The sequence below is a fragment of the Nocardia sp. NPDC056952 genome, from assembly GCF_042674185.1.
Classification (GTDB): domain Bacteria; phylum Actinomycetota; class Actinomycetes; order Mycobacteriales; family Mycobacteriaceae; genus Nocardia.
Genome location: NZ_JBHURA010000001.1, coordinates 1068010 through 1093854, shown reverse-complemented (window position 1 = coordinate 1093854; position 25845 = coordinate 1068010). Strand labels below are relative to the sequence as shown.

The following is a 25845-nucleotide window of genomic DNA, read 5'->3' as shown; positions in this document are numbered from 1 at the left end:
ACGAGATCGGGCCTGCGAACCGGTGTGATTCGCAGGCCCGATCATGATCGTGACGGTGGGTTATTTCCCCGCGTCGTCGTCGGGTTCGGGCAGCTTCGCCTCTTTGACCGGCTTGGGCTTGGACTTCGACGCGGCCAGCGCCGACTCCAGGGCGGGGCCCTGCAGCCTGCGGAACGCCCGGCGCGGCCGCTGCTGCTCGAGCGTGGCCACCTCGAGGGAGGCCTCACCGAGCGAACGCTTGTCCTTGTCGGCTTCGGGCTGACCGGCCAGCAGTGCGCCGATCGCCACCTTCAACGCGTCGTCCAGGGACAGACCCGGCTTGTAGGTGGCTTTGAGCTGGGTCAGGATCGGCTCGGTGGTGCCGCCCATGACGACGTACTCGCGTTCGTCGACGATGGACCCGTCGAAGGTGATCCGGTACAGCACCGAGGTCGGTGACTGTTCGGGATAACCCACCTCGGCGACGCAGATCTCCACCTCGTAGGGCTTGAGCTGATCGGTGAAGATCGACCCCAGGGTCTGCGCGTACAGGTTGGCCAGCCCACGCCCGGTGACATCGCGCCGGTCGTACTGGTAACCCTTGAGGTCGGCCTGCAAGATGCCGCCGCGGCGCAGGGCCTCGAACTCGTTGTACTTGCCGACCGCGGAGAATCCGACGCGGTCGTAGAGCTCGCTGACCTTGTGCAACGTCGCCGAGGGGTTCTCGGCGACGAACAGCACGCCGTCGGCGTAGACCAGCACGATCACACTGCGACCGCGACCGATGCCCTTGCGGGCGAGCTCGGTCTTGTCGCGCATGATCTGCTCGGCCGAGGCGTAATACGGCAGCGTCATAGGACGGCGCCCCCTTCTTCCGCGGCTTCCCGGTCGGCGATCACACCGCGGGCGATCTCGGCGAGACGATCCTCACCGATCTCGTCCGCACCGTCGGCGTCGATCACCACCGCTGTCGGGTAGATCCCGCGCAGCATGTCGGGACCACCGGTGGCGGTGTCGTCGTCGGCGGCGTCGAACAGGGATTCGACCGCGATCCGCAGCGCCCGGTCCTGGTCGATGCCGCGCTGGTAGAGCTTCTTCAGCGACGACTTCGCGAACGTCGAACCGGAGCCGACCGCGGTGTAGCCGAACCGCTCCTCGCTGCGCCCGCCGACCACGTCGTAGGACACGATGCGGCCGGACCGGTCGAGGTCGAGAATCTGGTCGTCGAAACCGACCAGCAGCGGGATCGCGGCCAGGCCCTGCATGGCGGCAGGCAGGTTGTCGCGAACCATCTTCGACAGCTTGTTGGCTTTACCGTCGAAGGTGAGCGGCACGCCTTCGATCTTCTCGTAGTACTCCAGCTCCACGGCGAACAGCCGCACCATCTCGATCGCGATGCCCGCGGTACCGGCGATACCCGCGGCCGAGAAGGTGTCGGTGATGTACACCTTCTCGGTATCGCGGCTGGCCAGCAGGTTGCCCATGGTGGCCCTGCGGTCGCCCGCGATCAGCACGCCGCCACGGTAGGTGACCGCGACGATGGTGGTGCCGTGCGGCGCCAGATCCTTCGTCGCGGTCAGATCCGAGACCGGAAACCTGTTGGCGGGCAACAGGTCCGGAGCGTGCATGCGGAGATGTTCGGTGAACGAGGAGAGAGCCCGCCCCGCGTGGAGGCGCAAGGGGTCACCTGGGGTCACTGGCCGCCCTTCTGCACATATGCCCGCACGAAGTCTTCGGCGTTCTCTTCGAGCACGTCATCGATCTCATCGAGCAAGTCGTCGGTTTCCTCCGCGAGCTTCTCGCGGCGTTCCTGCCCTGCCGCGTCTACGCCCTCGGGGCCCTCGTCCTCGTCGCCACCCCCGGCGCGCTTGGTCTGCTCTTGTGCCATGGCAGCCGACCTCCTCTTCCTCATCACGATGATCGTGTGTGTCCCACAACCCTACCGAGCGGATCCGACAAGGTGGTCGATAGCGATCGGATTGTCGCGCAGTCGACCCCTCGATCGCGTCAGTGGGTGAGCTGCTCGACCAGTTCCGCGGCCGTGCGCGAGGCATCGAGCAGCCTGCCGACGTGCGCTTTCGTGCCCCGGCGCGGTTCCAGCGTCGGAATCCGGACCAGCGAATCGCCACCGAGATCGAAGATCACCGAATCCCAACTGGCGGCGGCGATATCGGCGCCGAAGCGTCGCAGGCACTCACCGCGGAAGTAGGCGCGGGTGTCGGTGGGCGGGTTGGTCATCGCGTCGAGCACCTGCTGTTCGCTGACGAGCCGCTCCATCGACCCGCGGGCAACCAGCCGGTTGTAGAGCCCCTTGTCCAGGCGAACGTCGGAGTACTGCAGGTCCATCAGGTGCAGTTTGGGCGCGGCCCAGCCCAGGCCTTCCCTGGTGCGCATGCCTTCGAGCAGTCGCAGTTTGGCCGGCCAGTCGAGCAGGTGCGCGGCGTCCATCGGATCGCGCTCGAGCAGGTCGAGGACCATCGCCCACTTGTCGATGATGTCGAGCACGCGCGGGTCTTCGTTGGCTTCGCGCTGGACGAACTTGGCGACGCGCTCGTGGTAGAGCCGTTGCAGCGCAAGGCCGGTCAGCTCGCGTCCGTCGGCCAGCGCGACGGTGGCGCGCAGCGTCGGGTCGTGGCTGATCTGGTGCACGGCGGTGACCGGGCGGGCCAGCTGGAACTCCGAGAGGTCCTCGCCCGCCTCGATCATGTCGAGCACCAGCGCGGTGGTGCCGACCTTGAGGTAGGTCGACATCTCGGCGAGGTTGGCGTCACCGATGATCACGTGCAGCCGCCGGTACTTGTCGGCGTCGGCGTGCGGTTCGTCGCGGGTGTTGATGATGCCGCGCTTGAGCGTGGTCTCGAGGCCGACCTCGACCTCGATGTAGTCGGCACGCTGGGACAGCTGGAAACCGGCGTGGTCACCCGATTGACCGATGCCGACCCGGCCCGCGCCACAGATCACCTGGCGGGAGACGAAGAACGGGGTCAGTCCGGCGATGATGTGGCTGAAGGGGGTGTCGCGGCTCATCAGGTAGTTCTCGTGGGTGCCGTAGGACGCGCCCTTGCCGTCGACGTTGTTCTTGTACAGCTGCAGCCGGGGCGCCCCCGGCACGCTCGACGCGTGCCGGGCGGCCGCCTCCATCACCCGCTCGCCCGCTTTGTCCCAGATCACCGCGTCGAGCGGGTCGACGACCTCGGGGGCGGAGTACTCCGGGTGGGCGTGGTCGACGTAGAGCCGGGCGCCGTTGGTGAGGATCATGTTGGCCGCGCCGACCTCGTCGGCGTCGATGACCGGGGCGGGCCCGCTCATCCGGCTGAGGTCGAAACCACGCGCGTCACGCAGCGGGGATTCCACCTCGTAGTCCCAGCGGGTGCGCTTGGCTCGCGGCACTCCCGCGGCGGCGGCATAGGCGAGAACGGCCTGCGTGGAGGTGAGGATCGGGTTGGCCGTCGGCTCCGTAGGGGTCGAGATGCCGTATTCGACCTCGATTCCGATGATGCGCTGCATACCGTCGAGCCTAGGCGACGCGCTGTACCCGCACCCGCATCTCGGCCCAGCGGGGCTGCTGGAGGCCGGCAACCTCCCCCAAGAGGGGGACCCCGGAATCGTTCTCGTGAGCGATCCGCCGGGCCGCTCACGCGCTGATACTCGGTGCATGACCGATGTCGTCGCACCCACCACCGAAGCGCCCGTCGCGCCCCGGCCCGCTCGCCTGATCGCGCTGGATGTGCTGCGCGGCATCGCGATCCTGGGCACCCTCGGCACAAATATCTGGATCTTCACCAACCCGGCGGGCATGGTCGGCTACCTCGACGAGCTCGCCACGGCCCCCGAGAACGCCTGGATGTGGTCCGAGCGGGTACTCCAGCAGCTCGCGCAGGGCAAGTTCCTCGGCCTGCTGACGGTGATGTTCGGGGTCGGCCTGGCCATCCAGCAGGGTTCGGCACAGCGGGCAGGCCGACCGTGGCCCGGCAGATATCCGTACCGCGCGGGGCTGCTGTTCCTCGACGGCCTGCTGAACTTTCTGTTCGTCGCCGAGTTCGATGTCCTGATGGGTTACGCGATGACCGGCCTCGTCGTCGCCTACATACTCGCGACAACCGAACGAGCGCAACGCCGTTGGCTGATCATCGCCGCCTCGGTCCACGTGACGATGCTGACGTCGATAGCCGCCGCGTTGGCCTTCGCGCCACAGCAGGACAGCGCCGAATCGGCGCCGCTGGATCCCAATCCCTACGCGGACGGCTCCTTCTGGGATCTGGTGCTGTTCCGCCTCGACCACGCGCTGATCTTCCGGCTCGAGGCGATCTTCGTGTTCCCGATGTCGATCGCCCTGTTCCTGCTCGGCGCGCGACTGTTCCGGGCGGGCGTCTTCCGACCCGAGGGCGCGCGCATTCGACGGCGGCTCATGGTGCTCGGGTTCGCGGTCGCCGCGCCGCTGGATCTGACGCTCGGCATCGCGGGCGGCGGCGACTTCGTCTTCGTCGCCCGGTACGCGACGGCACCGTTCGTCGCCCTCGGAATCTTGGCCGCGGTCGCGGAGTTCTATCTGCGCAGGCCGCGCCTTGGGTTCGCGGGCACACGAATGAGCGAAGTCGGCCGCACCGCGCTCAGCTGCTACATCCTGCAGAATCTGATCGCCGGAATCCTCTGCTACGGCTGGGGTTTCGGCCTGGCGGCGCGGGTATCGGATTCGGCCAGGGTGCCGTTCACGGTGGCGATCTACCTGGCCGTGGCCGTCGCGATCATCATCTTCGCGCACCTGTGGTTGCGGCGTTTCGAGCGCGGTCCCGTGGAGTGGCTGTGGAATCGGACCTATCGCGCGCTGGCCGGGTGAGTCAGCGCAGCCGCTCGTCGGGCGGCGGGGCCGCGTCCGGCGCGATGAGCAGGTCGGCGATGAGCGAATCCCGTTGCAGCGGAACGCCGAGACTACGCGCATTGCCCTCGAACAGCGACAGCACCGACTCGGTCAGAATGCCCTGCACCTGCTCGCTGGTCAGCACCGGCTCCGATTCCGCACGCCAACTCGCCACCACACCGTCGACGAGGCCGACCATGCCGAACGCCATCGGCCGGCCACGCGCCGGATCGATGCCGAAGCGGGCCAGGGTGGCCGCGAAGATGTCGGCGAGCTGTCCACCCACCGCGCGGCCGGCGCCGCTCAGGCTCGGCGCACCCTGCGGTGCGGCGTCGCCGAGGAAGCGGTGCAGGTTCGGGTGGCGCTCGATCCAGCCGAGGTAGGTGCCGATGGCGCCGCGCACGGCTTCTTTGAGGGTGCCTTCGGACTGCAGGGCGGGCAGCAACTCCGCGAGCAGCAGTTCCAGGATCCGCTGCCGTGAGAGCGCGTCGAGTTCGGCCCGGCCACCGACATGGCGGTAGACCACCGGCCGTGGCAGTGCCAGATGCTCGGCGATCAGCTGTACCGAGATCTCGAGACCGTGTTCCTCGATCACCTCGATGGCGGCGTCGATCATCTCCGCACGACGGCGCTCTTTGTGCCCGTGCCAGCGGGTGGCGCGACCGTCGGCGGCGGTCTGATCGGCGTGCGCGGATGGTGCAGTCACAGTGCTAACGATACCCGGACCAGCATTGACCGTGACACCACGTTCCACTAACCTTGGTGATACACGCTGTAACACCTAGCGTGGCACGTTCCGCCGAGAGTGAGCCCGCGATGCGCAACGCTACCGCCTCCCCGCGCGATTCCTTCGCCCAGCGCCTGCTGATCGGCTCGCTGCGAAGAACCTACGACCCGGTGGTCGACATCGCCTGGGCCGAACCCCTCGACCCGGCGAAGCTGTTCCTGCCACCGCGCGTCATCTCGCTCTACGGGACCGACCTGTGGGCGGCGATGACGCCCGACCAGCAGCGGGAACTCTCGCGCCAGGAACTGGCCAATGTGCTCTCGGTCGGCATCTGGTTCGAGAACCTGCTCAACCGGCTGCTGCTGCGCGAGCTGCTGCGCGGCGATCCCACGTCCGCGACCTCGCACTACACGCTCACCGAGATGGCCGACGAGTGCAGGCACATGATGATGTTCGGCAAACTCATCGAGCGCGTCGAGGCCCGCCCGTACTGGCCGCGTCCGGCGGCGCGGCTCGCGATCACCGCGCTACCCGCCGTGCTGCACGGCCCGATGGTGTGGGTGGCGGCCCTGGTCGGCGAGGAGATCTTCGACGCCCTGCAGCGACGGATGCTCGACGATCCGCAGTTGCAGCCGATCGTCGCGCGCGCCATGCGCATCCACGTCACCGAGGAGGCACGCCACATCGGCTTCGCCAGGGACGCGCTGGCGCGGCGCGTGCCCGCGATGTCGGCCGGTGAGCGGGCCTATATCCGCCTGTGTGTGGCGGTGGCCGGACCGCTGTTCGTGTCGCTGATCACCAACCGGCACATGTACATTCGCGCCGGCCTCGACGGTCGACAGGCACGTCGTGCGGCACTTCGTAATCCGGTCGCGCGGGAATCCAGGGCAACCGGGGCGGCGGAGCTGGTGACGTTCCTGGGTCAGCACGGACTGATCGGATCGGCCGGGCGCAGGCGGTGGCGGGCGGTGGGTCTGCTGTGAGCGTCGCGGTCATCGGGACCGAATCCCGGGCGATCGTGCGGCGGCTGCGAGCGGCCGGAATCGCCGGAATATGTGTCTACGAACCGGTTTCAGCGGGCAATGCGTCCCGATCTCCGGTCGGCGGACAGCGCCGGACACCGTGGACGGCACCGCGCAGATGGCTGTCTCGCGAGGATCGGCCGGTCCCCCGGCGGCTGGCCGATATCAGCGAACTCGTTTTCGACGAGGCCGGGGACCACTGGCTGATCCACTCGGCCGGGAACGCGCCCGCCCAGGCGAGGGTGGTGATTCTGGCCGCCGACACCACCTGGCGCCTGCGGGCCGGCGCCGCATCGGAATCCGCACACCGTCACCGCGGCGCCCTGCCCGCGACAGCGTCCGGCGTCCGACTACCGGTGACGGGACGTGAGGCTCGCACGCTCGACGCGGCGTGGTCGCACGCTCCGGTCACCTTTCGCGGGATCGCGACCCATGGCTTCCCGAACCTGTTCTTCGTCGGCAATACCGAGCTCGCCGTCGAGGAGCCGCCGGGCGCCCAGTCGGTCCGCATCGATCTCATCGCCACCTGGGTCCGCGCTCTGCAGCGGCAATCAGGCACCCGGATCGAAGTGCGAGCCAGCACCCAGCACGAATACCACCGCCTGCTCGATCCGACCCTGAGCACACGTCGCCCGGGCCGCCCGAAACCCCACCACTTCGACATCACCGTCGCCGCCGACCGACACTCGGATCACGACTACGCCGGGCCTGCCGTCCTGGATCTACCCGGCGCCGAGTATCCCGTCATCGCCACCCTCACCGGCCATACCGACCCGATCGACGGCCGCTACCACTGGTACGGCCGCCTCGACCCCGCCGAGTCCACTTCGCTCCCCGACCCGACGCGAGCCTGCGCCCTACTCGTCCTGCCGGGCCGCGAACCCGCGGCAGCGAACCTCACCGAACGCGACCCGTGGGGCAATCTCCGTGTCACCGGTGTCGGCACCCCGCCCTTCGCGCTCGAGACGTAGAGCCACGCCCACGCACGGCGAGTGGGCTGTCGGACTCCGCGGGCAACCACCGGCACCTTCCAGCGTCGGTATGATCGGTGACATGCAGGCACGGGCAATGGTGGTGGCGTACGCGGTTCTCGCGTGCGTGCTGCCCGCCTTCGTGCTCATCTCCACACCGGGCGGCGAGGCCACCCGCATGCTCGCGTTCGGTGCGGTCGCCGCCGCGATGGTGTGTGCGCTGGTCGCGATCACCGGCCGCAGTCACCTGCCTGTCCGGGTCGCGAGTGTGGGTCCACCGCGGTCGGCACAGCGCCGCCTGCGCGGTTCCTTTCTGCGACAGAGCAATCCGGATGCCGCCGGGCGGCCACGTCCACGAGCTCCGGGGATCGATCACCTCTGACAGGTGCCGCGCCGTCGGCGCCGCCTGTCGGATCCCGTGATCCCATTCCCCTTTCGTGCGTTCGCGCACGCTGCACGGACAGGTCGTCCCGTCATGCTCGATTTCGTCTATTTTCCCGTGTCCGCGGTCCTGTGGTGCTGGCACCAGCTCTTCGCGATCCCGCTCGGCGCGGCCAGTGGTCTGGCCTGGCTTCTCGCGGTCGTCGCGCTGGTCGTCACCGTCCGCGCGTTGCTCGTGCGCACCGCGCTGCGGCAAGCCCGCTCCCAGCAAGTCCTGCGTTCGCTGCAACCGCAGATGGACGCCATTCGCCGCACCCACCGCGACGACCCGCGCGCCCAGGCCGAGCAGATCCGGCTGCTCCAGCGCGAGCACAACGTCAGCATGTTCGCCGGGTTCGGACCGCTGATCGCGCAGGGGCTGGTCTTCCTCGGCCTGTTCCACGTGTTGCGCTCGTTCGACCGGACCGGCGCCTACGCGGTCGGCCCGTTCACCTCGACGGACAGCCCGCTGCCGGTCGAGGTCAACAACGCCACCGCCAACTACCTGTTCGGCGCACCCGAGGTCCGCGCGTTCCTCGATGCCAGATTGTTCGGCGCACCGCTGTCGGCGACCCTGTCCGGCGCGGGTGAGGTTGTCGTCGCGGTCGCGGCGCTCGCCATCCCGCTGGTGCTGATCGCCGCCCTCGCCACGCACTTCACGGCCCGGCTCACCCCGGCGGTCGCGGACAACAGCACGGCCGCGATCATGCGCACCTGGTCGCTGTGGGTGTTCCCGGCGGGTGCGCTCGTCAGCGGCGCCGTCCTGCCTGTCGTCGTGCTCACCTATTTCGCCACCAACGCGCTGTGGACCTGCGGCCAGCAGTACCTGATCCGGCGCACTCTGGCCGCCGAGGAATCCGCGAAGAAGGCGCTGGTCACCACGGCGGCCCGAGCCGCCGCTCCGCGGCCGGGGGTGAAGCCACAGCGCCGGAAACGGTGAATCACAGGCCGAGATGCGGGGACCGTGATGCCCCGCACTCGCGGCCGATGACCGCGCGCCGGTCAGGGCTCCCGGCGGCTACCCTCGGGCGGTGTCAGCGAATCCGGAAGACGAACTGCTCGCCGTCTACGACGCCGAGGGGCTGGTGATCGGCGAGGCCGATCGGGGCACCGTCTACCGCGACGGCCTGTGGCACGCGAGCGCGGGCGTTCTCGTGCGATCGTCCGACGGAATGCGCGTGTACGTCCACCGGCGCACCGACACCAAACTCGTCTTCGCGGGCATGCACGACTGCCTCGCGGGCGGGGTGGTCGACGCCGGTGAGAACCCGTCCGACACCGCGATCCGCGAACTTCGCGAGGAGCTGGGCATCGTCGTCCCGTCCGGCACGGTACTTCCGTTGCGCGCCACCGCGTCCTGGGACGGCGGCTGGGCGGGCCGCGCGCTGCGTTGCCACCTGTTCGGGTACGAGTACCGTTGCGACGGTCCGTTCGTCCACCAGCCGTCCGAGATCGCGGACGGCTGGTGGTGGACCGATGCCGAACTGCGTGCGCACCTGCGTGATCCGGCATGGCCGTTCGTTCCCGACACGCGGGCAGTCCTGGACGGCCTGCTCATCGGCGACGACGGCTCGCGACCCTGACTCAGTCGAGCGCGCGCAGCGATTGCTCGTCGCGGGCCACCACCGCACCGCCGTCGGCGGTGAGCACGATGGGCCGCTGGATCAGCGTCGGATGCTGCGCCAGAGCATTCAGCCACCGGTCCCGATCGGCCTCGGTGCGCCCCCATTCCGCCATTCCGAGATCCTTGGCGATCTGCTCCCCGGTGCGGGTGATATCCCACGGCTGCGCGCCCAGCCGCGTGAGCACCGCTCGCAGTTCCTCGACAGTCGGGGGATCATCGAGGTAGCGGCGCACGGTGTATTCCACGCCGGCCGCGTCGAGGTGCGCGGTGGCGTTGCGGCTCTTCGTGCAGCGCGGGTTGTGCCAGATCTCGGTCTGCCCAGATGTCATCTTCGCAGCGTAGGTCACCTGCACTGCGGGCACGCTCGCACGTGGCGATACTGGGATCATGAGCGATTCCGCGTCTCCCGAAAACCCTTACGGCACACCGACGACCACCGGCCCCGAGCCGATCCGCTCCTTCCAATCCCAGCTCAATACCCTCATCCGCGGCCTGCTGAAGGTGCCGGTGCTGTCCGGCATCGTCGGCAAACGGCTGGCCACCCTGCATGTTGTCGGACGCAGATCCGGCGTCGTCTACGACGTCCCGGTGGCCTACACCGTGCACGGCGGCGACTTGCTGATCGGCACCGCGCTGCGACCGTGGGTGAAGAATCTCCAGGGCGGCGCGCAGGTGCGCCTGTCGCGGGGCGGCGCACCCGAAACCTTCACCGCCACCGTGTACACCGACGAACAGCACGTCCTGGAGCTGTTCGCGGTGATCGCGCGCGACAACAAGCAGAACGCGAAGTTCAACGGCATCGGCTACCTCCCCGACGGCCAACCGTCCGAGGCCGACATCTACCAGACCTGGCAGCAGGGCGGTGTGGTCATCGGCCTGACTCCGCTCTGAACACACGGCGACGATCCATCGGCCGTGCGATGGACCGTCGCGTGGGGGTGACTACTTACCGCCCTCGGTGGGGGTGACCTGCGCGGGCTGGTAGCTCGCACCCGTCACGTCCACGCCCGCGGCCTTCAATCGGTCGAGCGCCTTGGTGACATACTCGGTGGTGTAGGCGTCGGCATCGGGGTCTTTGGTGAGAACCGTTGCGCCCTCGGCGTTCTTGGTGTTCTTGGCGATCGAGACCGTGCGATCCCATGCGGTCTCGTCGATGGTGCCGATGCCCGCGGGTGAGGGCCAGATCAGCTTGTTCACCTCGTTGATCTGCCACTGCTGGTGCCCGGCGCCGAGTGTGGCGCCCGCGGCGACGGTGATGTCGCGGCACTTGTCGAGGTTGTCGCGGCAGAACGCCCAGCCCTGGAGCGAGGCGGTCAGGAACTTCACCGTCTGATCCTGGTACTTGCTGTCCTTCAGCTTCTCGGTGTTGGCCCACAGCGCGTCCTGCAGCATGGCCACACCTTCGTCGTTCCAGTCGATGGTGTTGAAATCGTCTGCGGTGTAGAGCTTTCCGGTGGCCGGATTCTTGGTTTCGAGCAGCTGGGCGTACTCGTTGTAGGACATGGCCTGGGCGGCGGCGATGTCCTTGGCGAGGAAGGCGTTCATGTCGAACTGCTGCTGGACCAGTTTCACGTCCTTGGCCGGATCGATGCCCGCCTTGGTCATCCCGGCGAAGAGCTCGAATTCGTTGCCGTAGCCCCAGTTTCCGACGGTCTTGCCCCGCAGCGCGGCGGGCCCGGCGATGTTCTCGGACTTGAACGAAACCTGCTTGGTGCCCGACTTCTGGAAGATCTGAGCGATCTCGGTGATCCCGGCGCCCGCCTCCCGCGACGCCAGTGCCTTGGGCACCCAGGCCACCGCGTAGTCGGCCTGGCCCTGGGCGAGCACCGTCTGCGGGACGATGTCGGTGCCGCCGTCGAGGATCTCCACCGACAGGCCCTGCTCCTTGTAGAACCCCTGGTCCACCGCGGCCAGGTAGCCCGCGAACTGCCCCTGTTTGAACCATTGCAGCTGCAGGGTCACCTTGGTGAGGCCGTCGGCGGTGGTCTCGGAGCCACTGTCGGTGGTACTACAGCCGGTCAGCGCGGCGGCGGCCACGGCGGCCACCGCCAGCGCGGTGCGCAACCGGAGTGCGGTCTCGGTCATGGATTGATCTCCCTCATCGGATCGTGGACAGCAGTGGGGTTCGGGGTCGACGGGTGAGTTGTTCGAGCAGCAGCACGGCGGCCAGGAACACCAGGCCCACGCACATCGCGCCGACGACATAGGCCCAGGCCCGCGGATAGGCGGTATTGGCCGCGGCGGAGGTGATCCGGCTGCCGAGTCCGTTCTGCAGGCCGCCGAAGTACTCGGCGATGATGGCCGCGATGACCGCGCCGGGTGCCGCGATCCGCAGTCCGGTGAACAGGTGCGGCAGCGCGGCGGGCAGGCGCACGGTGCGGGTGATCTGCCATCCCGACGCGGCGTAGGAGGTCATCAGGTCGGCCTGCACCTTCGGCACCTGCCGCAGTCCGCGAGCGGTGCTGACGAAGACCGGGAAGAACACGACGATGGTGACCACGAGCCGTCGCGGCGTCTCGGTGGTGGTGGAGTACATCGAGTTCAGCAGTGGTGCCAGCGCCACGATCGGTACCGCGGCAGCGGCGGCGGCCAGCGGCGTGAGCAGCCCGTCGATCACGCCGAATCGCACCGCGAGAACGGCGGCGGCCAGGGCGAGTACCGTCCCGGCGACGAACCCGATCAGCGCGTTCGTGCCGGTGGCGAGCGAGGCCTCCAGGATCCGGCCCGCGTTCTCGCCGAACTGGGTGGCGATCGCGCTGGGCGCGGGAAGCAGGAACGAGGGCACGCCCGCCACCACGGTGAGCACCTGCCACAGCGCGAGGACGACGATGCCGACCAATACCGGCGGCAACCAGGTCTTCATCGCAGGTCCCGTCCCGCCACGGCGGTGTCGTCGTGCTCGCCGCGCAGGGCCGCGCGCACCGCGGCGACGGCGGCGAAGAACTGCGCGGACGCCCGCACATCGGTGCCCGCCTCGCGATCCCAGCCGCCGGTCGCCACGATGTCGCTGATCCGGCCCGGTCGTGCGGACAGCACCACCACCCGGTCCGACAGGTACACCGCCTCGGGAATCGAGTGGGTGACGAACACGACGGCGGCGCCGGTCTCCCCCGCGATGCGCAGCAACTCGCCCTGCATGCGTTCCCTGGTCATCTCGTCGAGCGCACCGAACGGTTCGTCCATCAGCAGCAGCGACGGTTTGCGAGCCAGCGCGCGGGCGATCGCGACGCGCTGTTGCATGCCGCCGGACAGTTCGGCCGGATACCGGTCGGCGAACTCGCTGAGCCCGGCCATGGCGAGCAGTTCGGCACTGCGCGCCCTGCGCTGCGCCTTCGGCACCTTGTGCAATTCCAGGGGCAGTTCGACATTGGCCGCCACCGTGCGCCAGTCGAGCAGACCGGCCTGCTGGAACGCGATGCCGTAGTCCTGATCGATCCGTGCCTGCCGCGCCGGCTTGCCGTGCACGGTGACACTGCCGCTGCTGGGCGTCTCGAGATCGGCGACGATCCGCAGCAGGGTGGACTTGCCGCAGCCGGAAGGTCCGATGAGCGAGACGAATTCGCCCGCCGCGACGGTGAGCGAGACATCCGACAGTGCCGTCACCGCACCGGCGGCGAAGGTCTTGCCGAGATGGCTCAGCTCGACCGCGGCCGACACCGGCGACCCCGGGCTGCCGGATTCGGCGACTGAGGTGGTCATGGGTACTTCTTCCTGAAACGTTGTCGTGGAGAGTGTTTCGGCGGCGCTCATCGGCCCTCGCTCGACGCGTCGGTGCCCGGCGGGTGGCTGTAGCGGCGTAGCGCCAGCTCCACCAGACCCACCAGCGCGGTGAGGACGACGCCGAGCAGCGCGGCGGCGAGCACGGCGGCGTACAGCCGGGCCGAATCGCCGGTGGCCTGCTGGGAGAACACGATGATCTGCCGCCCGATGCCGCCCGCGGTGCCGGTGGAGATCTCGGCGACGACCGCGCCGATCACCGCGGCCGCGGCGGCCAGGCGTAGTGCCGGAATCAACGAGGGAACAGCGGCGGGAAACCGCAGGCGCGTCAACGTCGCCCACCACCCGGCCGAACAGCTACGCATCAATTCGACCGAGGCCGCCGACGGCGCCTGTAGCCCGCGCAGCATCCCGATGGCGATCGGGAAGAAGGCGAGATAGGCCGCGATCACCACGATGCTCATCCACGGCCGCCACGGCTCACCACCGATGGACAGTTTGCCGCCCCATGCCGCCACCAGCGGCGCGAGCGCGATCAGCGGAACCGTCTGCGACAGCACCACATACGGCAGCAGGCCGCGTTCGAGCCAGCCGAAGCGCTGCATCGCGACCGCCAGCGCCACGCCGACCACCGCGCCCAGCAACAACGCGAGCACCGACAGACCCAGCGTGAACATCGCCGTGCGCAGCAGTGTCTCGCCGACGGTGCCCTTGCCGTCCGGGTCGCCGAGCACGGTGAACACCGCCCAGACGTGCGGGAGCGCGCCGTCGCTGGTGCGGGGAAGTACTCGGGTGCCCGCGATGCTCACACCGTCGGCGGGCACCAGCACCTTCACCAGCTCCCAGATCACCGCCACGAGCACGAACGCGCTCGCCGCGTAGACCGCGCGCAGCAACCGGGTCCGACCGGGCGTGGAGGCTCGGATCTTCTGCGGGACAACAGCTGTCGCCGGATCGATGGTCACCGTGGTCATCGGCGCACTCCCACCCGCGGTTGACCGGCGATCATGACAGACCGGCCGCTCGGATCGCGGTGACCTGCCGATTCAGCCGCGGCAGCACCTGCTCGCCATAGGCCTCGAGCGTGGCCGTTTTGGCATCGTGCTGCAGATACACCGCGAATTGGCCGACGCCGAGCTGCTCGAGCTCCCACAACCGGGTGAGCTGCTCGTCCGGGGTCCCGATCAGGCAGAACCGGTCCACGATCTCGTCGGGGACGAAATCGGCATGCGTGTTGCCCGCCCGCCCGTGCTGGTTGTAGTCGTAGCCCTGCCTGCCGGCGATGTAGTCGGTCAGCGCCGCCGGAACATCGCCGCCCGTACCGTATTTCGCGACGATGTCGGCGACGTGGTTGCCGACCATGCCGCCGAACCAGCGACACTGGTCACGGGCGTGTTCCAGGGCGGCCTGCGATCCGTCGGTGACGTAGGCGGGCGCGGCGACACAGATCTTCACCGACAGTGGATCTCGGCCTGCCGCCGCTGCCGCCGCACGCACCCTGCCGATGGTCCATGCGGTGATGTCGGGGTCGGCGAGTTGCAGGATGAACCCGTCGGCGACCTGCCCGGTGAGCTCGAGTGCCTTGGGCCCGTATCCGGCCACCCACACCTCGAGCCGCGAATCGGCGGCCCACGGGAATCGCACCTCGACGTCACCGACGCGGGCGCTGCGACCGTTGCCCAGTTCCCTGATCACCTCCACCGATTCGCGCAGGGTGGCCAACGTCGTCGGCTTGTTCCCGACGGTGCGGACCGCCGAGTCACCACGCCCGATGCCGCAGATCGTGCGGTTACCGAACATCTCGTTGAGCGTGGCGAACACGGACGCGGTCACCGTCTGGTCCCGGGTGGCCGGGTTGGTGACCATGGGCCCCACGGTCACCTTCCGGGTGGCGGCCAGGATCTGGCTGTAGATCACATAGGGCTCCTGCCAGAGCAGGTGCGAGTCGAAGGTCCACACGTGCGAGAACCCGTGGGTTTCGGCCACTCTGGCCAGTTCGATCACCCGCGACGAGGGTGGTGTGCACTGCAGGACGACTCCGATGTCCATCGGCACTCTCCGTTTCGGCAGTTGGTTTCTACAGCAGGTTCTGTGACAGGCCGCGCCGGAGGAACCGGCCGTGCCCGGCGCGACCGTGGTAGGCGCCGTCGTCGACGATCACCCGGCCGCGTGACAGGACGGTGTCGACGTGTCCGTCGATCTCGAAGCCCTCCCACGCCGAGTGGTCCATGTTCATGTGGTGGGTCTTGCCGAGGCCGATGCTGGTGTGCCCGTTGGGGTCGTAGATCACGACATCGGCGTCGGCACCCGGGCTGATCACGCCCTTGCGCGGGTACATACCGAACATCCGGGCCGGGGTGGTGCAGCAGACCTCCACCCAGCGTTCGAGCGAGATCCGCCCGTCCTTGACACCCTGGAACAGCAGATCCATCCGGTGCTCGACCCCGCCGATCCCGTTCGGGATCTTGCTGAAATCGCCCACACCGAGCTCTTTCTGGTCCTTCATGCAGAACGGGCAGTGGTCGGTGCTCACCGCGGTGACGTCACCGGTGCGGATGAAGCGCCACAGCTCGTCCTGATGTCCCTCGGCGCGCGAGCGCAGCGGTGTCGAGCAGACCCACTTGGCACCCTCGAAACCCGGTGCGCCCAGCTGTTCTTCGAGTGAGAGGTACAGGTACTGCGGACAGGTCTCGGCGAACACGTTCTGCCCGTTGTCACGCGCGGTGACGATCTGCTGCATCGCCTGTTTCGCCGATACGTGCACCACATACAGCGGGGCACCGGTCAACTGCGCCAGCATGATCGCGCGATGGGTGGCCTCCTCTTCCATCTGCCACGGACGGCTGGTGCCGTGGAAGTAGGGCGAGGTGTCACCGCGGGCGAGAGACTGTTCGACGAGGACGTCGATGGCGATGCCGTTCTCCGCGTGCATCATCATCAGCGCGCCGAGGTCGCCCGCGGACTGCATGGCACGCAGGATCTGGCCGTCGTCGGAGTAGAATACCCCCGGATAGGCCATGAACAGCTTGAAGCTGGTGACGCCTTCGCTGACGAGTTCGCTCATCCCCTTGAGGGATTCGTCGTTGACATCGCCGATGATCTGATGGAAGCCGTAGTCGATCGCGCACCGCCCGGCGGCCTTGCCGTGCCACTCCGCGAGGGTGTCCTGCACCCGCTGGCCCGGCTTCTGCACCGCGAAGTCGACGATCGTGGTGGTGCCGCCCCAGGCCGCTGCCCTGGTCCCGGTTTCGAAGGTGTCGCTGGCCTCGGTGCCGCCGAACGGCAGCTGCATGTGCGTGTGCCCGTCGACACCGCCGGGGATCACGTACTTGCCGGTCGCGTCGATCACCGTATCCGCGTCGGCCGCCAGATCAGCGCCGAGCGCGGTCGAACCCGGTTGCAGGACAGCGACAATCGTCTCGTCGTCGATCAGCACGTCGAGCAGCTGGGACCCGGTGGCGCTCACCACGGTCCCGCCGTGGATGAAGGTACGCATCAGGGGGTCACCAACGGTCCGTAGGCCTCCGGGCGACGGTCGCGATAGAACGCCCATCTGTCGCGCACGATCTTGATCAGATCCATATCGAGATCACGGACAACCAATTCCGGCGAAGTGTCGGAGGCGACCTCGCCGACGAACTTCCCCTCGGGGTCGACGAAATAGCTCGTGCCGTAGAAGTCGTCGTCGCCGTATTCGCTCTCGATGCCGACCCGGTTGATCGCACCGACGTAATACTCGTTGGCCACCGCCGAGGCCGGCTGCTCGAGTTTCCACAAATAGCTGGAAAGCCCCCTCGACGTCGCCGAGGGATTGAACACGATTTCGGCGCCCGCGAGGCCGAGCGCTCGCCAGCCCTCCGGGAAATGGCGGTCGTAACAGATATAGACGCCTACTTTGCCGACCGCGGTGTCGAATACCGGCCAGCCGAGATTGCCCGGCCGGAAGTAGAACTTCTCCCAGAATCCGGTCACCTGCGGGATGTGGTGCTTACGGTATTTGCCCAGGTAGGAGCCATCGGCGTCGATCACAGCCGCCGTGTTGTAGAGCAGCCCGTCCATCTCACGCTCGTACACCGGCAACACCATCACCATGTTCAGCTCGGCGGCCAGAGCGGCGAACCGTTCCGTCGTCGGGCCCGGTACCGATTCGGCGTACTCGTAGAACTTGGTGTCCTGTAGCTGGCAGAAATACGGGCCGTAGAACAGCTCCTGGAAGCAGATCACCTGCGCACCCTGCGCCGCCGCCTCCCGTGCGTAGTCCTCGTGCGCCGTGGTCATTGATTCTTTGTCACCGGTCCAGGTGGTCTGGACGAGCGCCGCTCTGACGATTCCCATGCTTTGTTATACTGCACCTACAACTGATTCTGTTGTGTTACAAGAGCGCGGAAACAGTTTCGGTGCCGTAAACGTTGGCGCGCACCCCGGATCGGCCGCGCGCAACCCCGCAGAATGAGTCAATGACCGAAGCCTCGCCGACCGCACTGCCCGCGGACTTCGCCGGGGACCTCGACGAACGAACCGCCGCCGGGATCGCCGCCGCGATCGGTCGCCGCATCCGCTCGGGCGCACTCGCTCCCGGTACCCGACTGCCCACCGTGCGCGAGGTGGCCCGCGAACTCCGGGTGTCCCCCGCCACCGTCAGCCAGGCCTGGCGCGCCCTGGCCGCGACCGGCGCGATCACCGCGCGCGGACGGGCGGGCACCTTCGTCGGGGAGAAACACGAGGCACCGATCGGCCGGTATCAGCGCCTGCACTCGCACTCCGACAACGCCTTTCGCGTCGACCTGTCGCACGGCACCCCCGATCCGGCGCTGCTGCCCGACCTGGCCGCCGCCCTGCACGCGCTCTCGCGCGACACCGCGCCGGGCGATCTCTCGGCGCACTATCTCGGCGAGGCGGTGCTGCCCGCACTCGCCGAAGCGCTGCGTACCGACTGGCCGTGGCCGTGCGAACGGCTGACCGTCCTCGACGGCGCCCTCGACGCGGTGGACCGACTCCTTGCCGCCCACGTGAGCTTCGGTGATCCGGTGATCGTCGAGGATCCGTGCTTCCCGCCGTTTCTCGACCTGCTCGCCCGCCTCGGCGCACGTCCGATCGCCGTCCGTCTCGACGAATCCGGCTTCCGGCCCGAGGAATTCGCGCGCGCGTTCGACGGACCGGCGCCGCGCGCGGTGATCCTGCAACCGCGTGCCAACAACCCGACCGGCGCCTCCCTCGGCGCGGCCAGAGTCCGCGAACTGGCGGCGATACTGCGCTCGTACCCGGCGCTGATCATCGAGGACGACCACTCCGCGGGCATCGCGACCACCCCGCTGCGCTCCCTGGCCGCGCGATTCCCCGATCGCGGGGTCTACATCCGCTCCTATTCCAAGTCCCACGGCGCCGATCTGCGGCTGGCCGTCGCGGGAGGGCCCGCGGCACTGCTGGATCCGGTGGTCGAACGCCGGATGCTCGGGCCCGGGTGGTCCAGCCGGCTACTACAGCGCGTGCTGTTGACGATGCTCCACGATGCCGGGGCTCGTGCCACCGTCGCGGGCGCGCGCCTCGAATACCGCAGGCGCGCCACCGTTCTGCGCCGCGCGCTGGCCCGTCACGATGTCGTCGTGGCCGCGGGCGACGGCATCAATATCTGGCTCCCGGTCTCCGACGAGAACGCCGCGATGATCAGCCTCGCCGCCGCGGGCATCAAGGCCGCGCCGGGCGGCCCGTTCGAAGCGGGCGAGCGGCCCGTCGGCGACCATCTGCGCCTGACGCTGGGCGCACTCGGCGACACCGACATCGCTTGGCTCGCCGCCGAACTCGCCGCCGCGGCCACCGCCACCCCGACCTACCGGCGCATCCGCAGATCCTGAACGCTGATCACGCCTGGCGCGGCGACGGCCTGGTGGGCTGGGCCCACCGGCCGCCCCGGCCGGCGGCCCACTCCGTCCGCCGATTCCGACGGGAGGCCGTACGCGGTCGCGTTGTGGTGCTACATCTCACGCAGGTCGGTCCACAGCTGCGACCACGGTCGGACCGGCAGTTCGCAGCGCCAGATCGTCACATCACGGGTGGCGCCCGCGTAGCCGAGCCGGGCGTCGGCCCGGCCGATCGGCGTCACCGATCCGAAGTGCGCGCGCAACTCCTCGTGCTGCGCGCCGACATAGACCACCGTGGACGCCGTGTCCGGCGGAGTGCCGAGATAGCCGTACCCGCGACTCGGGCTGTACACCGCGGGCCAGCCGTACTGCTGCCGATAGGTCTCGAGAGCCCCCGCCTGCCAATAGGATTCGGCGACGATCACCGCGTGCGTGCGCTCGGCCGGTGACAGTGTCCGGTACGCGAGGTCGGTCGACGCGGCCAGGTCGGACCAGCCGAACTTGCCGTGCAGCAGCAGGTCCGCGCCACCGGTGCTCGGCGGGATCGAGGACTCCGGCTGCCAGGGCAGCGACCACGCGGCGAGCGCGACCGAGAGTCCGATCACCGGAACCGCGGCAATCCGCTGCCACGTGGCCCTCACCTCGACCAGCCCGACCGCCCCGGCCGCCATCGCGATCGGATAGATGCCGACGGCGTAGTAGGGCCGCCCGCCGGTCGCCACGAACGCGACCACGAGCAGGACGACCACCAGCCCGAAGAACCGGTAGGGGCGAAGGGATTCCGCGCGAAACAACCGGATCGTGCCGTAAACCAGCAGGATCGCGCCGAGCAGCCCCGCCGCGAGCAGCGCGACCGGCACGAAGATCAACCGCCCGCCGATCATCTCCTGCTCGGCACTGACCACACCGCCCATCGCGAGCTGCGGCCATCCGTTCGCCGCCTGCCACAGCAGGCTGGGCACCATCGCGACCGCGGTGATCGCGGCGCCGATCCACAGCGCGGGCCTGCGCAACAGATCGCGTGGGCCGTAGACGAGCACGCTGATTCCGACGCAGATCCAGAAGAACGGGATGAGCCATTTGACCTGCATGTCGATCGCGGTGACGACCCCGGCCATGATCAGCAGCACATCGGCGCGAGTCCGGACCCAGCGCACGAGCAGCCAGGTGATGAGCACCCACAGCGGTCCGTCGATCGCATTGGTGGAGAGCTGGCTGCCCTGCACGAACAGGAACGGTGACGTCGCGTAGGCGACCGCGCTGATCAGCTGCGCGCCGCGTCCGCCGCCGATTTCCCGCGCGATCGCCGCGGCGAGCACGATGCCGGCCACCGTGATCAGCAGGGCCGGAAGTCGCAGCGCCACCAGCGAACCGGGTGCGATCGAATCCATCAGCCGAGCGATCAGCGGCAGTAGCGGGCCCTGGTCGGCGTAGCTGACCGCCAGGTGGCGCCCGCCCGCCGCGAGGAAGTACAACTCGTCGCCGAAGAAGCCGTACTGCCCGAGCACGGCGAACAGTCCGACCGCGGCCACCAGCGCGATCGCGCCGACGCCGAGCACCGCGAACGGCGGAACCTCCCGTACCGCATCGGGTTGGGTTGATTCCGTCGTCGTTGTCATCGGTCGTCGTCCTTCCTCGTCACCGCGTCGTACATCTCGATGAGATGCGTGCGGTAGTGGCGCACATCGAAATCGGTTTCCCGCACCGCCCGGTTCGCGATTCCGTCGATCGAGTCCCGGATCAGACGCGCCAGCACGGTCGGGTCGAAATCGCCGAACTCGCCGGCGCGCTGCCCCTCGGCCAGCGCCGAGACCAGCGGCGCGATGATCTCCCGGTCACCGTCGGGGGTGTCGAATCGCAGCGAACCGTCCGGGCCGCGCAGATTGAGCACGATGTCGCCGACAGCGGCGACGTAGCTCTTGTTGTCGTCGATGAATTGCAGATTCGACGACAGGTAGGCGTGCAGGACGGCACGGTAGCCGTCGGCGATCGCGGCGGTGAGGATCGGCGACATGAACTCGGCACCGGAGACGAACAGCTGCGTCACGACCTGTGACATCAGCTCGTCTTTGCCGTCGAAATGGTAGGAGATCACGCCCTTGGAGATGCCGGCGTGCTCGGCGATCCGGGCCAGCGACGCGTTGCCGTACCCGACCTCGGAGATCACTTCGACGGTGGCCGCGATGATCTGGCGCCGTCGCGCTTCCTCGATGAACGAGCGCTGTTGTCCATCCGGCTTGTTTTCTGGCCGCATGGTCAGAATTTAGCACGATCGGCCTGTAACCGCGCCCTAGATGACGTCAGCCTGGGCCGATACGGCAGAATGAGGGACCCCTCCCCCGGAAAGGCAGCAGTGGTGACGCTCGACATGGCACTCGGCGACGCGGTCGCGCGCGTTCCCACGCCGTAGCGACCGACCGAGAATAGGCCGTCGCGTCCGGCGTCGGCGTATTCGAGTCACCAGTACCGTCGATCACCGGGAGCAGCCCGTGTCCACCATCGCCTGGACCGAAGACCACAGTCAGCACTCCGCCGTCTGGCATTCGGAGAACGGCGCGCCCGCACCGCGCGCCGTCTCCACCGCCGACGACCGGCTCTCGGCCGATCACGCGTATCGCCGCATCATGGCCGGTGAGGCGCTGCTGTGGCAGGGCGATTACAACAATGGTCGCCAACTGTTACAGGCGCTGGGCCGGCGCGCCGATCGCAAGCCGGCGAAGAAGCCCGCCGGCGGCGATCTCGGCGCGCTCTACGAACACGAGCGAATCCGAAGGCGCGCACGGGCGGGCATTCTCGGCAGTCTCCTGATCCGGCTGGGCAAGGGCTACGAGCTCGAGCTGCGCCGGGCTCCCGATGTGGCGGCGGCGTGCGAGGCGGCGTACGGTCCGGCGGACGCCGAACGCGTGGTCACCTTCACCGAACTACTCGGTGTGGTGAGCGCCTATCGCTGGCAGCAACAGGGTGTCGAAGTCCCCGCGCTCGGAGCGCGGGTGTATCCCGGATACGGCGTGTTCTCGCCCACCCGAAGCGAATACGTCGATCTCGTCGCCGACGCGCCACTGGATCCCGAGATCCGCACCGCGTTCGATCTCGGCACCGGCACCGGCGTGCTGGCCGCGCTGCTCGCCACCCGCGGCGTTCCCGAGATCGTCGCCACCGACATCAACCCGCGGGCGTTGCGGTGCGCGAAGGACAACGCCGAACGGCTCGGTTTCGGCCGGATGATCGCCGTGACCGGACCCGCCCTGTACCCGCCCGGCCGCGCCGATCTCGTGGTGTGCAATCCGCCCTGGCTACCCGGCGTACCGACTTCGGATCTGGAACGTGGTGTCTACGACCAGGATCAGTCGATGCTCACCGAATTCGCCCGCGACCTGCGCGCGCACCTCACCCCCCACGGCGAGGGCTGGCTGGTGCTGTCCGACCTCGCCGAACTGCTCGGCCTGCGCCCGGCCGACCACATCCCACGCCTGCTCGACGACGCGGGCCTGTACGTGCTCGGCAAGCTCACCACGCGGCCGCGCCATCCCCGCGCGACCGATCGCGACGACCCCCTCGCCGCGGCCCGCACCGCCGAGACGACCACGCTGTGGCGGTTGCGGGCCCGCTAGTCCCGAAAGCACAGGATTCTGTGTCGATCACACGACGAGCGGTCCGGATCCGGTGGTCTGTCCCCACGCGAGCCGGTGCGGCTGGCAGGATGCGCGGTACATCGTCCGGTAGCACCCGCTCTCGAGGAGATCCCGCCAAGGTGACCAGCATTTCGCAGGACCGACCCTTCATTCGCGCGCTCGTCGGCGTCGGCATCGCCGCGGCCGCCCTGGTGGCACTCGCCCCCGCCGCGCAGACCGCACCGATGCGTCAGGCAGTGATCCCCGGCTGCACACCCGCCGCGGCGGGTCAGCCCAACGGCAAGCAGTGGCCGACCGAACCGGCGCTCACCATCGACACCGCGGCGAGCCACACCGCGACCCTCGAAACCACCTGCGGCACAGTCACGATCGCGCTCGATGCCGCCGCCGCCCCGCGCACGGTGAACTCCTTCGCCTTCCTCGCGGGCGAGGGCTACTTCGACCACACCCGCTGCCACCGGCTCACCACCCAGGGCATCTTCGTGCTCCAGTGCGGCGACCCCACCGCCACCGGCATGGGCGGCCCCGGCTACAAGTTCACCGACGAGAACCTCGCGGGCGCGGTCTACCCGGCGGGCACCGTCGCGATGGCCAACGCGGGCCCCGGCACCAACGGCAGCCAGTTCTTCCTGGTCTACCGCGACACCCAGCTGCCCCCGAACTACACCCCCTTCGGCACCATCACCGAGGGCCTGGACGCCCTGACCAACGTCGCCAACGCCGGCGTCGCGGGTGGCGGCGCCGACGGCACCCCGGTGGCGGATGTGGTCTTCAACGCCGTGACCACCACACAGGGCTGATCCACGACGAGGGCCGCGCCTCCCGTTTCGGGAGACGCGGCCCTCGTCGCAGCAGGCTGGTTCGATCAGCCGGCGCTGATCGAACTGAACAGGTTCTGGATGGTCTGCAGGATGATCTCGGTCAGCAATTCAGCGGCGGAACCGGCCATGACAACGCTCCTCGTAAGTCCTCATCAGGTGAAACGAACAAGTGAAGCGTGCCCTATTCACTTGCCACCGCGCAGCGTTTCGGTGAAAAAAAGTGAACAGAAACGCGAAGGCCGCGCCCCACCGGGACGCGGCCTTCGCAGATCGTGACTACAGGTACTGACCGGTGTTGGACTCGGTGTCGATCGCCCGGCTGGCCGAGGCGTTCTTGCCGGTGACGAGCGTGCGGATGTAAACGATCCGCTCACCCTTCTTGCCCGAGATCCGGGCCCAGTCATCGGGATTGGTGGTGTTGGGCAGGTCCTCGTTCTCGGCGAACTCGTCGACGATCGAGTCGAACAGGTGCTGAATCCGCAGACCCGGGTTACCCGTGTCGAGCACCGACTTGATCGCGTACTTCTTCGCCCGGTCGACGATGTTCTGGATCATCGCGCCGGAGTTGAAGTCCTTGAAGTACAGGACTTCCTTGTCACCGTTGGCGTAGGTGACCTCCAGGAACCGGTTGTCGTCGCTCTCGGCGTACATCCGCTCGACGACCTTCTCGATCATCGCCTCGACGCACGCCTGCTTGTCGCCGTCGAACTCGCGCAGATCGCTCTCGTGCAGCGGCAGCGTCTCGGTGAGGTACTTCGAGAAGATGTCCTGCGCCGACTCCGCGTCGGGGCGCTCGATCTTGATCTTCACATCGAGACGGCCCGGCCGCAGGATCGCGGGGTCGATCATGTCCTCGCGGTTGGACGCACCGATCACGATGACGTTCTCGAGGCCCTCCACGCCATCGATCTCCGAAAGCAGCTGCGGCACAACGGTGGTCTCCACATCGGAGGAGACACCGGAACCACGGGTGCGGAAGATCGAGTCCATCTCGTCGAAGAACACGATCACCGGGGTGCCCTCGGAGGCCTTCTCGCGCGCACGCTGGAAGATGATCCGAATGTGACGCTCGGTCTCGCCGACGAACTTGTTGAGCAGCTCGGGGCCCTTGATGTTGAGGAAGAACGACTTGGCTTCCTTGGCATCCTGACCACGCGATTCGGCGATCTTCTTGGCGAGGGAGTTGGCCACCGCCTTGGCGATCAGCGTCTTACCGCACCCGGGGGGACCGTAGAGCAGCACACCCTTGGGCGGGCGAAGCGCGTACTCACGGAACAGATCCTTGTGCAGGAACGGCAGTTCCACCGCGTCGCGGATCTGCTCGATCTGACGGCCGAGGCCACCGATGTCGGTGTAGTCGACGTCGGGAACCTCTTCCAGCACAAGGTCTTCGACCTCGGCCTTGGGAACGCGCTCGAACGCGAAGCCCGCCTTGGTGTCGACCAGCAGCGAATCACCCGGGCGCAGTTTGCGAATCGGCGAATCGGGGTCTGCCATGTCGTCGTATTCGGCGATCTTGGACAGCGGACCCGACAGCCACACCACCCGCTCCTCGTCGGCGTGACCGACCACGAGCGCGCGTCTGCCGTCGTCGAGAATCTCACGCAGCGTGCCGATTTCGCCGATGGCGTCGAAATTTCCGGCCTCGACGACGGTGAGTGCCTCGTTGAGGCGCACGGTCTGGCCGTATTCCAGTGCGTCGGCGTCGATGTTGGGCGAGCAGGTGAGGCGCATCTTGCGACCGGAGGTGAAGACGTCGACCGTCTGATCCTCGTAGGCGTGGATGACGATGCCGTATCCGCTCGGCGGCTGGCCGAGACGATCGACTTCCTCGCGCAACGCGATCAGCTGCTGGCGCGCTTCTTTGAGCGTGTCCATCAACTTGCCGTTGCGGATGGTCAGCGAATCGATCCTGGCTTCCAATTCGCGTGCGCGATCCGGCGAATCGGCGAGTTGCCTGCGAAGAGCAGCCGACTCGGCGCGTACCGCCTCGAGCTCTCGCCAGGCCGCCGAATCCGAATTCTCGTTGGGGCTCATGATGCTGCTCCTCCCAGTCCCGGTCTATCAACGCTACCGGGCGCGGTCCGTTCTCGCTTTCCGACATGGTTTCGTCGTGATCACATCTTGTACGGTCGGTACGACATCAACCACACATTTGCACCTGTTAGGCTCCCCTAACACCCCGTACGGGGCACTCGCCCAACGAGTCGAAAGGT

General features: G+C 68.1%; 26 protein-coding genes. 10 read left to right on the top strand and 16 right to left on the bottom strand.

Features of this window, described 5'->3' with window-relative positions; translation table 11 throughout:
• Positions 1-60 precede the first annotated feature (60 nt).
• The 4 genes from prcA to dop all read right to left on the bottom strand — a co-directional run bounded on the left by prcA (position 61) and on the right by dop (position 3486).
• The gene (prcA, locus tag ACFTS5_RS04870; RefSeq protein ID WP_301901013.1) at positions 61-834 is read right to left on the bottom strand and encodes a proteasome subunit alpha; all 774 of its coding nucleotides are present in this window, start codon (positions 832-834) and stop codon (positions 61-63) included.
• The gene (gene prcB / locus ACFTS5_RS04865) at positions 831-1676 is read right to left on the bottom strand and encodes a proteasome subunit beta (RefSeq protein ID WP_378627456.1); all 846 of its coding nucleotides are present in this window, start codon (positions 1674-1676) and stop codon (positions 831-833) included. Before prcB ends, prcA begins: the two co-directional genes overlap by 4 nt.
• Positions 1673-1867 carry a ubiquitin-like protein Pup gene (locus tag ACFTS5_RS04860; protein WP_019047503.1) on the bottom strand — a complete coding sequence of 65 codons (195 nt, stop codon included), beginning with the start codon at positions 1865-1867 and terminating at the stop codon, positions 1673-1675. Before ACFTS5_RS04860 ends, prcB begins: the two co-directional genes overlap by 4 nt.
• A gap of 119 nt (positions 1868-1986) precedes the next feature.
• Positions 1987-3486 (bottom strand): depupylase/deamidase Dop, encoded by a 1500-nt coding sequence (gene dop, locus ACFTS5_RS04855; protein ID WP_378627455.1) that lies wholly within the window; start codon positions 3484-3486, stop codon positions 1987-1989.
• A gap of 148 nt (positions 3487-3634) precedes the next feature.
• Here dop and ACFTS5_RS04850 point away from each other — a divergent pair, with 148 nt between their 5' ends.
• On the top strand, positions 3635-4816 hold the full coding sequence (locus ACFTS5_RS04850) for a DUF418 domain-containing protein (protein WP_378627453.1): 1182 nt from the start codon (positions 3635-3637) through the stop codon (positions 4814-4816).
• A 1-nt stretch (position 4817) separates the two neighbouring features.
• On the opposite strand, the gene ACFTS5_RS04845 is transcribed toward ACFTS5_RS04850, so the two are convergent.
• Positions 4818-5543 (bottom strand): TetR/AcrR family transcriptional regulator, encoded by a 726-nt coding sequence (locus ACFTS5_RS04845; RefSeq protein ID WP_378627451.1) that lies wholly within the window; start codon positions 5541-5543, stop codon positions 4818-4820.
• Positions 5544-5653: 110 nt separating this feature from the next.
• Here ACFTS5_RS04845 and ACFTS5_RS04840 point away from each other — a divergent pair, with 110 nt between their 5' ends.
• From ACFTS5_RS04840 to ACFTS5_RS04820, 5 genes are all read left to right on the top strand, one after another.
• Positions 5654-6547, top strand: coding sequence for a diiron oxygenase (locus ACFTS5_RS04840; RefSeq protein ID WP_378627450.1), 894 nt, complete (start codon positions 5654-5656; stop codon positions 6545-6547).
• The gene (locus ACFTS5_RS04835) at positions 6544-7557 is read left to right on the top strand and encodes a DUF4873 domain-containing protein (protein ID WP_378627448.1); all 1014 of its coding nucleotides are present in this window, start codon (positions 6544-6546) and stop codon (positions 7555-7557) included. The genes ACFTS5_RS04840 and ACFTS5_RS04835 overlap by 4 nt, the downstream gene beginning before the upstream one ends.
• A gap of 82 nt (positions 7558-7639) precedes the next feature.
• Positions 7640-7939, top strand: a complete 300-nt coding sequence (locus ACFTS5_RS04830) for a DUF6412 domain-containing protein (RefSeq protein ID WP_378627447.1) — start codon at positions 7640-7642, stop codon at positions 7937-7939.
• Between the two features lie 93 nt (positions 7940-8032).
• Positions 8033-8917 carry a membrane protein insertase YidC gene (gene yidC, locus ACFTS5_RS04825; protein WP_378627445.1) on the top strand — a complete coding sequence of 295 codons (885 nt, stop codon included), beginning with the start codon at positions 8033-8035 and terminating at the stop codon, positions 8915-8917.
• Between the two features lie 91 nt (positions 8918-9008).
• Positions 9009-9560 carry an NUDIX domain-containing protein gene (locus tag ACFTS5_RS04820; protein ID WP_378627443.1) on the top strand — a complete coding sequence of 184 codons (552 nt, stop codon included), beginning with the start codon at positions 9009-9011 and terminating at the stop codon, positions 9558-9560.
• 1 nt (position 9561) lies between these two features.
• Here ACFTS5_RS04820 and ACFTS5_RS04815 read toward each other — a convergent pair whose 3' ends face one another.
• Positions 9562-9930, bottom strand: coding sequence for an arsenate reductase family protein (locus ACFTS5_RS04815; protein ID WP_378627441.1), 369 nt, complete (start codon positions 9928-9930; stop codon positions 9562-9564).
• 58 nt (positions 9931-9988) lie between these two features.
• Here ACFTS5_RS04815 and ACFTS5_RS04810 point away from each other — a divergent pair, with 58 nt between their 5' ends.
• Entirely contained in the window at positions 9989-10492 is a 504-nt protein-coding gene (locus ACFTS5_RS04810) for a nitroreductase/quinone reductase family protein (RefSeq protein WP_378627439.1), read from the top strand.
• Positions 10493-10543: 51 nt separating this feature from the next.
• Here the strand turns inward: ACFTS5_RS04810 and ACFTS5_RS04805 are convergent, their stop codons facing one another.
• From ACFTS5_RS04805 to ACFTS5_RS04775, 7 genes are read right to left on the bottom strand one after another with little or no spacing between them, the layout of a single operon-like run.
• The gene (locus tag ACFTS5_RS04805) at positions 10544-11686 is read right to left on the bottom strand and encodes an ABC transporter substrate-binding protein (RefSeq protein WP_378627437.1); all 1143 of its coding nucleotides are present in this window, start codon (positions 11684-11686) and stop codon (positions 10544-10546) included.
• Positions 11687-11699: 13 nt separating this feature from the next.
• Complete coding sequence (locus ACFTS5_RS04800) at positions 11700-12464, bottom strand: ABC transporter permease (protein ID WP_378627436.1); 765 nt, start codon at positions 12462-12464, stop codon at positions 11700-11702.
• Positions 12461-13300, bottom strand: coding sequence for an ABC transporter ATP-binding protein (locus ACFTS5_RS04795; RefSeq protein WP_378627434.1), 840 nt, complete (start codon positions 13298-13300; stop codon positions 12461-12463). Before ACFTS5_RS04795 ends, ACFTS5_RS04800 begins: the two co-directional genes overlap by 4 nt.
• A 47-nt stretch (positions 13301-13347) precedes the next feature.
• Entirely contained in the window at positions 13348-14292 is a 945-nt protein-coding gene (locus ACFTS5_RS04790; protein ID WP_378627432.1) for an ABC transporter permease, read from the bottom strand.
• A 31-nt stretch (positions 14293-14323) separates the two neighbouring features.
• Positions 14324-15367 carry a TIGR03842 family LLM class F420-dependent oxidoreductase gene (locus ACFTS5_RS04785; RefSeq protein WP_378627430.1) on the bottom strand — a complete coding sequence of 348 codons (1044 nt, stop codon included), beginning with the start codon at positions 15365-15367 and terminating at the stop codon, positions 14324-14326.
• Positions 15368-15395: 28 nt separating this feature from the next.
• Positions 15396-16814, bottom strand: coding sequence for a dihydropyrimidinase (hydA, locus tag ACFTS5_RS04780; RefSeq protein ID WP_378627428.1), 1419 nt, complete (start codon positions 16812-16814; stop codon positions 15396-15398).
• Positions 16814-17653, bottom strand: a complete 840-nt coding sequence (locus ACFTS5_RS04775; RefSeq protein WP_378627425.1) for a nitrilase-related carbon-nitrogen hydrolase — start codon at positions 17651-17653, stop codon at positions 16814-16816. The genes hydA and ACFTS5_RS04775 overlap by 1 nt, the downstream gene beginning before the upstream one ends.
• Before the next feature lie 122 nt (positions 17654-17775).
• Here ACFTS5_RS04775 and ACFTS5_RS04770 point away from each other — a divergent pair, with 122 nt between their 5' ends.
• Positions 17776-19170, top strand: a complete 1395-nt coding sequence (locus ACFTS5_RS04770; protein WP_378627424.1) for a PLP-dependent aminotransferase family protein — start codon at positions 17776-17778, stop codon at positions 19168-19170.
• A gap of 119 nt (positions 19171-19289) precedes the next feature.
• Here the strand turns inward: ACFTS5_RS04770 and ACFTS5_RS04765 are convergent, their stop codons facing one another.
• Both ACFTS5_RS04765 and ACFTS5_RS04760 read right to left on the bottom strand, forming a co-directional pair.
• On the bottom strand, positions 19290-20795 hold the full coding sequence (locus ACFTS5_RS04765) for a glycosyltransferase family 39 protein (protein ID WP_378627422.1): 1506 nt from the start codon (positions 20793-20795) through the stop codon (positions 19290-19292).
• Complete coding sequence (locus ACFTS5_RS04760) at positions 20792-21430, bottom strand: TetR/AcrR family transcriptional regulator (RefSeq protein WP_378627420.1); 639 nt, start codon at positions 21428-21430, stop codon at positions 20792-20794. The genes ACFTS5_RS04765 and ACFTS5_RS04760 overlap by 4 nt, the downstream gene beginning before the upstream one ends.
• Before the next feature lie 235 nt (positions 21431-21665).
• On the opposite strand from ACFTS5_RS04760, the gene ACFTS5_RS04755 reads away from it, so the two are divergent.
• Positions 21666-22787 (top strand): methyltransferase, encoded by a 1122-nt coding sequence (locus ACFTS5_RS04755; RefSeq protein WP_378627417.1) that lies wholly within the window; start codon positions 21666-21668, stop codon positions 22785-22787.
• 140 nt (positions 22788-22927) lie between these two features.
• Positions 22928-23608 carry a peptidylprolyl isomerase gene (locus ACFTS5_RS04750; protein WP_378627416.1) on the top strand — a complete coding sequence of 227 codons (681 nt, stop codon included), beginning with the start codon at positions 22928-22930 and terminating at the stop codon, positions 23606-23608.
• 297 nt (positions 23609-23905) lie between these two features.
• On the opposite strand, the gene arc is transcribed toward ACFTS5_RS04750, so the two are convergent.
• The gene (arc, locus tag ACFTS5_RS04745; protein WP_056809924.1) at positions 23906-25666 is read right to left on the bottom strand and encodes a proteasome ATPase; all 1761 of its coding nucleotides are present in this window, start codon (positions 25664-25666) and stop codon (positions 23906-23908) included.
• Positions 25667-25845 lie beyond the last annotated feature (179 nt).